The organism is Methylobacterium sp. Leaf88, assembly GCF_001422795.1.
In the GTDB taxonomy this organism is placed as follows: Bacteria; Pseudomonadota; Alphaproteobacteria; order Rhizobiales; family Beijerinckiaceae; genus Methylobacterium.
Map to the genome: position 1 here is coordinate 43,828 of NZ_LMMK01000015.1, position 7,883 is coordinate 51,710.

General features: G+C 70.0%; 7 protein-coding genes. 2 read left to right on the forward strand and 5 right to left on the reverse strand.

Going from position 1 to position 7,883, the window contains the following annotated elements; translation table 11 throughout:
• Positions 1-305 precede the first annotated feature (305 nt).
• Positions 306-1,397 (forward strand): recombinase RecA, encoded by a 1,092-nt coding sequence (gene recA / locus ASF20_RS10930; RefSeq protein ID WP_056215830.1) that lies wholly within the window; start codon positions 306-308, stop codon positions 1,395-1,397.
• Positions 1,398-1,500: 103 nt separating this feature from the next.
• Here the strand turns inward: recA and ASF20_RS10935 are convergent, their stop codons facing one another.
• From ASF20_RS10935 to ASF20_RS10945, 3 genes are all read right to left on the reverse strand, one after another.
• Positions 1,501-1,809 (reverse strand): cytochrome c, encoded by a 309-nt coding sequence (locus tag ASF20_RS10935; RefSeq protein WP_056274105.1) that lies wholly within the window; start codon positions 1,807-1,809, stop codon positions 1,501-1,503.
• Positions 1,810-1,852: 43 nt separating this feature from the next.
• Entirely contained in the window at positions 1,853-3,142 is a 1,290-nt protein-coding gene (locus ASF20_RS10940; protein ID WP_056274106.1) for a PQQ-dependent sugar dehydrogenase, read from the reverse strand.
• A gap of 126 nt (positions 3,143-3,268) precedes the next feature.
• The gene (locus ASF20_RS10945; RefSeq protein ID WP_056274109.1) at positions 3,269-3,685 is read right to left on the reverse strand and encodes an MAPEG family protein; all 417 of its coding nucleotides are present in this window, start codon (positions 3,683-3,685) and stop codon (positions 3,269-3,271) included.
• A gap of 214 nt (positions 3,686-3,899) precedes the next feature.
• On the opposite strand from ASF20_RS10945, the gene alaS reads away from it, so the two are divergent.
• The gene (gene alaS, locus ASF20_RS10950) at positions 3,900-6,563 is read left to right on the forward strand and encodes an alanine--tRNA ligase (protein WP_056274112.1); all 2,664 of its coding nucleotides are present in this window, start codon (positions 3,900-3,902) and stop codon (positions 6,561-6,563) included.
• 46 nt (positions 6,564-6,609) lie between these two features.
• Here the strand turns inward: alaS and ASF20_RS10955 are convergent, their stop codons facing one another.
• Both ASF20_RS10955 and ASF20_RS10960 read right to left on the reverse strand, forming a co-directional pair.
• Positions 6,610-7,038: a DUF2147 domain-containing protein gene (locus ASF20_RS10955; RefSeq protein ID WP_056215815.1), complete on the reverse strand. Its 429-nt coding sequence runs from the start codon at positions 7,036-7,038 to the stop codon at positions 6,610-6,612.
• Between the two features lie 97 nt (positions 7,039-7,135).
• A complete protein-coding gene (locus ASF20_RS10960; protein WP_056274158.1) occupies positions 7,136-7,690 on the reverse strand; it encodes a hypothetical protein in 555 nt (184 codons plus the stop codon).
• Between the last annotated feature and the right edge of the window lie 193 nt (positions 7,691-7,883).

Below are 7,883 nucleotides of genomic sequence, written 5' to 3' on the forward strand. Positions count from 1 at the left end.
CGATGGCGACTGAAGAGTTCGTAAACAGCGCGGCGCAAGCACCAAGCGCGTCGAATCCGTCTCAGGTTCGACTTGTGGACGATAGATTGTATTATACAATCTTGCAACCTATTAGCGTGCCAACCATCGTGTCACGAGGCGTAGGCGCGCGCATCGGGACGACGGGTCCCGGGGGCGACGATTCCCGCGCCGCGACAGGAAATCTTCGCCCCGGGACCTTGCCCGATGAGAACAAAACAGGTACACAATCGGCAACCGGGGCGCATTGAGCCTTGCACCTCCCCCATGCATAAGGATGCCGACGAATGGCCCAGCCCGCGCTGAAAGTTGTGGATTCCCCGATGGTGGACAAGGACAAGGCGAAGGCGATCGACGCCGCGCTGTCGCAGATCGAGCGGGCCTTCGGCAAGGGCTCGATCATGCGCCTGGGCAAGAACGACAAGGTCGCGGAGGTCGAGGTGATCTCCACCGGCTCGCTGGGCCTCGACATCGCCCTCGGCGTGGGTGGCCTGCCCCGCGGCCGCGTCATCGAGATCTACGGCCCGGAATCCTCGGGCAAGACCACGCTCGCCCTGCACACCATCGCGGAGGCCCAGAAGAAGGGCGGCGTCTGCGCCTTCGTGGACGCCGAGCACGCCCTCGACCCGGTCTACGCCCGCAAGCTCGGCGTGCAGCTCGACGACCTCCTGATCTCGCAGCCCGACACCGGCGAGCAGGCCCTGGAGATCACCGACACCCTGGTGCGCTCGGGGGCCATCGACGTGCTGGTGGTTGATTCGGTGGCGGCCCTGACGCCGCGCGCCGAGATCGAGGGCGAGATGGGCGATTCGCAGCCCGGCCTTCAGGCGCGCCTGATGAGCCAGGCCCTGCGCAAGCTCACCGGCTCGATCTCGCGCTCGAAGTGCATGGTCATCTTCATCAACCAGATCCGCATGAAGATCGGCGTGATGTACGGCAGCCCCGAGACCACCACGGGCGGCAACGCCCTGAAGTTCTACGCCTCCGTGCGCCTCGACATCCGCCGCGTCTCGACCCTGAAGGATCGTGACGAGGCCATCGGCAACCAGGTCCGCGTCAAGGTCGTGAAGAACAAGGTCGCGCCGCCCTTCAAGCAGGTCGAGTTCGACATCATGTTCGGCGAAGGCGTCTCCAAGGTCGGCGAGCTCATCGACCTCGGCGTCAAGGCCGGCATCGTCGAGAAGTCCGGCGCCTGGTTCTCCTATGCCAGCCAGCGCCTCGGCCAGGGCCGCGAGAACTCGAAGGGCTTCCTGCGCGACAACCCGGAGATCGCCGGCAAGATCGAGACCTCGATCCGCCAGAATTCCGGGCTCGTCGCCGAGAAGATCCTCGAGAACGCCAAGCCGACCGAGGACGAGCTCGACGAGGGGGAGGCCTGAGGGCCTTCCGCGCTCCCGGAACGGGATGGCGCGGCTCTCAAAGCCAGAAAAAAGGCCGCCGGGCACGATGCCCGGCGGCCTTTCTCGTTCCTGAATCCGCCGGTCAGCCCGGAGGGAGAACGTCGACCTGGATCGCCGCGTAATACGCGGCCAGATCGGCGATCTCGATGTCGCTGAGAGGCTTGGCCACGACGTTCATGATCTCGTTGCGCCGCGTGCCGTCCCGATATTCCTTGAGCGCCTTTACAAGGTACGGTTCGACCTGACCCGACAGGTTCGGAGCCTCGGGGAGCTTCGAGACCCCGTCGAGGCCGTGGCAGGTCTGGCAGGCCACCGCCGCCTTGCGGCCGGCCTTCGCGTCCCCCGCCCATGCCCCGTGACCGAGGAGCAGGATCGGGAGGACGCCCAGCAAAGCCGCCCGGACGGGCCCCGCGGTTCCGGAGACGGACCGCACGCTACTTGCCCTCGTAGGAGATGCGGTAGATCGCGCCCGCCGTGTCGTCGGCCACGAGGAGCGAGCCGTCGAGGAGCACCGCCACGTCGGTCGGGCGACCGAGATACTCGCCGTCCTGCGTCAGCCAGCCCTCCGCGAAGGGCTTCGGCGCGCCGGCCTTGCCGTCCTTGTCGATGGGCACGAACATGATCCGCGCCCCGAGGGGCTGGGTGCGATTCCAGGAGCCGTGCTCGGCGGTGAAGATGCCGCCCTTGTAGGAATCCGGGAACTGACGGCCGTTGTAGAAGGTCATGCCGAGATCGGCCGCGTGGGGCGGCAGTTCCGCCTGCGGGAACACCACGTCCTTCGGCGGCGTCTCGTCCTTGTACTCGACGGTGCGGACCTGTCCGCCGCCGAACCACGGGAAGCCGAAATTCTCGCCGGCCTTGGCGATGCGGTTCAGCTCGCCGGGCGGGATGTCGTCGCCCATGCCGTCGACCTGGTTGTCGGTGAACCACAGGGCCTTGTCGGCGGGGTTGAAGTCCATGCCGACCGAGTTGCGGATGCCGGTGGCGTAGACCTCGCGGTTCTTGCCGTCGGCGTCCATGCGGATGATGCCGCCGATGCCGGTCTTGGCATAGAGGTCGCGCTTGGCGGCCGGGGGCACGTTGTAGGGCTGGCCGAGGGAGATGTAGGTCTTGCCGTCGGGCCCGACCCGGCACATCCGGGCGGTGTGGTTGTAGCTCTCCTCGGCGGCCGGAATCAGGTCGCCCTGCTTCACCAGCACGCCGGCGGCGACGTCGGGGCTCTCGTAGAAGAATTCCGCCGCCGGGAAGGACAGGACCCGGTTCTGCTCGACGATGGTTAGGACGCCGTCCTTGGAGAAGCAGACGCCGTTGGGGATCTTGAAATCGAGGCCGGGGGCGAAGGCGCGGACCTCGTCGGCGACGCGGTCCTTGTCCCGGTCGGTGACCGTGTAGACCTTGCTCTTGCGCGTTCCGACGAACAGCACGCCGGCATTGGGCCCGACCGCGATCGAGCGGGCATCGGGCACCACGGCGTAGAGGTCGATCTTGAAGCCGTCGGGGAGCTTGATCTTGGCGAGCGTCCTGCGCAGGGCGTCGGCGCGTCGGCCGGTCTGCGGGATCTCCGGCGCCTCCGCGGTGCCGGTGCCCTGCATCCCCGTGAGCTTTTCGAGGGCGTCGGCCTTCGCCTTGGTCTCGGCGGGCGCGGCGCCCTGCGCGCGGGCGCCGGCGGTGAACGCCAGCGCGGCGCAACCGGCCAGCAGCGTTGCGGTGAGGACCGATCGCATGGATGTCTCCCGAAGTCCGCCCGCATGGTCGGGGCGGTTGAGCCCCGACGATATGCGCCCGCCGGGCGCGCCGGCAAGGGGCGGGCCGGCGAGGGGCGGGCCGGCGGGCGACGGCGCGACCACGCCTCAGGGCGTGTAGGGCAGCAGCTTGATGAACAGGCCCCACAGCACGAACAGGATGCCGACGATCGAGACCAGCCAGACCAGGGAGCGGACCTTCGGGATGCCGAAGCCGTAGACGGGCAGGTAGACCAGCCGGGCGAAGAAGTAGAGGTAGGCGCCGAGGACGACCGCCGTGTTGTGGCGGCCCGTCGCCACGCAGGCGAGGACGAGGGCGGCGAAGATCGGGAAGGTCTCGATGAAGTTCTTCGACGCCTTCTCCAGCCGGCTCGCGGCGCCCGTCACCTCGGGCGTCGGCCCCTCGCGATTGCCGGACGCCCAGCCGAAGCCGCCCCGCTGCTGCACGCCGCTCGCGGAGGCGGCGACGATGTGGACCAGACCGAGCAGGCAGGACCAGGCGAGGAGGCGTATTTCGACCGGCATGGGGCGATGTCCCTGAGAAGAGGTGCGGGGTGTTCCTAGCTCGGCCCTGGGCAAAAGCGAAACCCGGTCGTGACTTGCGCCGGAACGCTCCTTATGAGTGCGCCTGCGCGGCGGAGCCCCTGGATACGGGATGTTCGGCGCGCAGCATGCGGCGCGCCGGAGCGTTCCGGGGCGCCCGTATGCCGGCGGCACCCTACGACAGAGTTGTGATGCGATGAGCGGCGTCAACGAGATCCGGTCGACCTTCCTCGACTACTTCGCGAAAGAGGGCCACGAAGTGGTGCCGTCCTCGTCGCTGGTGCCGCGCAACGACCCGACGCTGATGTTCACCAATGCCGGCATGGTGCAGTTCAAGAACGTCTTCACCGGCGTCGAGAAGCGCGCCTACGACCGCGCCACCACGGCGCAGAAATGCGTCCGCGCCGGCGGCAAGCACAACGACCTCGACAACGTCGGCTACACCGCCCGGCACCACACCTTCTTCGAGATGCTCGGCAACTTCTCCTTCGGCGACTACTTCAAGCCGCGGGCGATCGAGCTGGCCTGGAACCTGATCACCAAGGAGTTCGGCCTGTCCAAGGACCGGCTGCTGGTGACGGTCTATGCCGACGACGACGAGGCCGCCGGTCTCTGGCGCAAGATCGCGGGGTTCTCGGACGACCGCATCATCCGCATCGGCACCTCCGACAATTTCTGGCAGATGGGCGATACCGGCCCCTGCGGCCCGTGCTCCGAGATCTTCATCGACCAGGGGCCGACGCTCCAGGGGGGGCCGCCCGGCTCCCCCGACGAGGACGGCGACCGCTTCCTCGAGTTCTGGAACCTCGTGTTCATGCAGTACGAGCAGGTCGAGCCGGGCAACCGCCTCGCCCTGCCGCGCCCCTCCATCGACACCGGCATGGGCCTCGAGCGCATGGCCGCGATCCTCCAGGGGGTGACGAGCAACTACGAGACCGACCTCTTCCGCGCCCTCATCGACGCCGTGAGCCACGCGGTCGGTCGCCCGCCCGAGCCCGGCACGCAGGCCTCCTACCGGGTCATCGCCGACCACCTGCGCGCCGCGTCCTTCCTCGTGGCCGACGGCGTGCTGCCCGGCAACGAGGGCCGCGGCTACGTCCTGCGCCGGATCATGCGCCGCGCCATGCGGCATGCCGAACTCCTCGGCTCGCGCGAGCCGATGATGTACCGCCTCGTGCCGACGCTGCTGCGCGAGATGGGCCAGGCCTATCCCGAACTCACCCGCGCGGAGGGCCTCATCGGCGAGACCCTGCGGCTGGAGGAGACCCGCTTCCGCCGCACCCTGGAGCGCGGCCTCGCGATCCTCGACGCCGAGAGCCGCGACCTGCGCTCCGGCCAGAACCTCTCGGGCGAGACGGCCTTCACCCTCTACGACACCTACGGCTTCCCCCTCGACCTGACGCAGGACGCCCTGAAGGCGCGCGGCATCGGCGTCGACACGGACGCCTTCGGCCAAGCCATGGAGCGCCAGCGCAAGGCCGCCCGCGCCGCCTGGACGGGCTCAGGCGAGGCCGCCACCGAGACGGTCTGGTACGGCCTGAAGGAGCGCGTCGGCGCCACCGAGTTCCTCGGCTACGAGACCGAGAGCGCCGAGGGCATCGTCACCGCCCTGCTACGCGACGGCGCCGAGACCGGGAGCCTGACGGCGGGCGAGACCGGCCTCGTCCTCGTGAACCAGACGCCGTTCTACGGCGAGTCCGGCGGCCAAGTCGGCGACACCGGCACCCTGTCGGCGGCCGGCCTGAAGGCGCGGGTCACCGCCACCGAGAAGAAGCTCGGCGATCTCTTCGTCCACCACGTCACGGTGGATGCGGGCACGCTGTCGCTCAACCAGGCCGTCGAACTCGCCGTCGACCACGGCCGCCGCGCCGCGATCCGCGCCAACCACTCGGCGACGCACCTGCTGCACGAGGCCCTGCGCCAGGTGCTCGGCGACCACGTCGCTCAGAAGGGCTCCCTGGTCTCCCCCGACCGCCTGCGCTTCGACTTCAGCCACCCGAAGCCCATGGACGAGGCCGAGATCCGGGCCGTCGAGGACATCGCCAACGCCGTGCTCCTGCAGAACACGCCGGTGGTCACCAAGCTGATGGCCGTGGACGAGGCCATCGAATCCGGCGCCCGCGCGCTGTTCGGCGAGAAGTACGGCGACGAGGTTCGCGTGGTCTCCATGGGCGCCCCGATCGCGGGCGAGGGCGGACGCAGCAAGGCGTTCTCGGTGGAGCTCTGCGGCGGCACGCATGCGGGGCGCACCGGCGAGATCGGCCAGGTCTCGGTGGTGGGCGAGAGCGCCGTCGGCGCCGGTGTCCGCCGCATCGAGGCCCTGACCGCGGATGCCGCGCGGCGCCACCGCGTCGAGGAGAGCCGGACGCTGGCGCAGATCGCCGGGCTGCTGAAAGCCGCCACGGCCGACGTGCCGGATCGCCTCGCGGCCCTGATCGAGGATCGCCGGCGCCTGGAGCGCGACCTCACCGACGCGCGCAAGAAGATCGCCATGGGGGGCGCGGGCGCGGGCGGCGACGACGGCATCGCCGAGATCGGCGGCGTGAAGGTCATGGCGCGGGTGGTCGAGGGCGTGGAGATGCGCGACCTCAAGAGCCTCGCCGACGAGGGCAAGACCCGCCTGGGCTCCGGCATCGTCGCCATCGTGGGCGTCGCCCCCGACGGCAAGGCCGGCCTCGTGGTCGGCGTCACCCCGGATCTCACCGAGCGCTACGACGCCGTGGCCCTGGTCCGGGCCGGCGCGGGCCATCTCGGCGGCAAGGGCGGCGGCGGGCGCCGCGACATGGCCCAGGCCGGTGGTCCCGAGGGCGCGGGGGCCCAGGCCGCCATCGACGCCATCCGCGCCGCCCTCACGGCCTGACACGCCCGCGCCCGCTCCTCCGCTTCGTCCGGGGGGCGGCGCGTGCTCAGTTCACGCGCTTCCAGGTCTGGCTCTTGCAGAACACGCTCATCACGCAGCCCGAGACCTCGACGATGTCCGCCCCCTTCAGCGTCAGGGTGCCGGCGTAGGTCTTGCCGTCGTTGGGATTGTAGAGCGTGCCCTCGTAGCCGTTCGCTCCGGCGGTGCGGGTGTCCATGATCTGCACGCCGACGAGGCTGCGGGTGCGCAGGGACGGGTCGGGGTTCTTCGCGTCGAGGCCAGGACCCGCGACGCTCGCCAGCGTCCCGCAATAGCCGTTGCCGCAGCGGCTGATCCGCACCTTCGAGGCGCCGGTCTCCGTCAGCCACAGCCCCGTGGCGTCCCGTCCCTGTTGGGCCGAGACCGCGCCGCTCAGCAGAAGCGCGACCGCCCCTGCGCAGCCTGCGCTCCGCAACACCCGTCCCGTGATCGCCATGTCGGAAATCCTCGCCCTGCGCGTTCGTCGGGCGGGGGCATAGCGTGCGTCTATTCCGCTGGCCAGACCTTCGGTCGGCCGTAACGGCGGGGCCGCCTCAGGCGCGGGCCAGGACGGCGCCGGTATAGGTCTCGCCGACCTCGCAGAGCGGCAGGCCGTCCGCCCGCAGCAGGAGCGCCTCGATCGCGAAGAGCGGGTCGGCAGGCCCGGCGGTGTCCGGACGGTCCCCCGCGGGCAGGAGGCCCAGGGACAGGGTCCGGCGGGTGGGCGACAGGTCGTGCACGACGCGGCCGAAGGGCACCGTGCTGGTCTCCAGCAACCGGTTCATCGCGGGCGTGAGGCGCGACGGGACGTACCAGTTCTCCGCCTCCGACAGGACAAGCGCGCCGCAGGTCAGGCGGACCCGGCGGTAGTGCACCGGCACCGTGCGCGGCAGGGCGAGGCGCTCCCGCTGCACCGGGCTGGCCGGCCGCTCCGGCGCCGGGACCGCATGGGCGACGAGGCCGGGGGACTGGGCGAGCCCTCGGGCGCGGCACCAGTCTTCCAGAACCGCCGTGGCACTCGGGCCGGCGCGCAGCCGGTCACACAGGTCCTTCAGGAGGGTGGCCGCAGCAGGGATCGTGACCGGGTCGCCGGGGAGGGACGTCGCCATGAACACCGAACCACGTCCCATTCACCTGCACCGCGCGTCGTCGTGGCCGCCGCACGTGCTCACACCGCACCGCCATACGCAGCACGGGCGAAAAGGTCTACGTCGATGCCGGGACGGGGGGAGGGGAAGTTTGGTGGAGCCTAACGGGATCGAACCGATGACCTCTTCCATGCCATGGAAGCGCTCTCCCAGC

What these genes read in the sequence shown, in the direction of transcription:
- ASF20_RS10940 (WP_056274106.1), bottom strand. Translation starts at nt 3,142, where the DNA reads ATGCGATCGGTCCTCACCGCAACGCTGCTGGCCGGTTGCGCCGCGCTG.
- ASF20_RS10960 (WP_056274158.1), bottom strand. Translation starts at nt 7,690, where the DNA reads ATGGCGACGTCCCTCCCCGGCGACCCGGTCACGATCCCTGCTGCGGCC.
- ASF20_RS10955 (WP_056215815.1), bottom strand. Translation starts at nt 7,038, where the DNA reads ATGGCGATCACGGGACGGGTGTTGCGGAGCGCAGGCTGCGCAGGGGCG.
- ASF20_RS10945 (WP_056274109.1), bottom strand. Translation starts at nt 3,685, where the DNA reads ATGCCGGTCGAAATACGCCTCCTCGCCTGGTCCTGCCTGCTCGGTCTG.
- alaS (WP_056274112.1), top strand. Translation starts at nt 3,900, where the DNA reads ATGAGCGGCGTCAACGAGATCCGGTCGACCTTCCTCGACTACTTCGCG.
- recA (WP_056215830.1), top strand. Translation starts at nt 306, where the DNA reads ATGGCCCAGCCCGCGCTGAAAGTTGTGGATTCCCCGATGGTGGACAAG.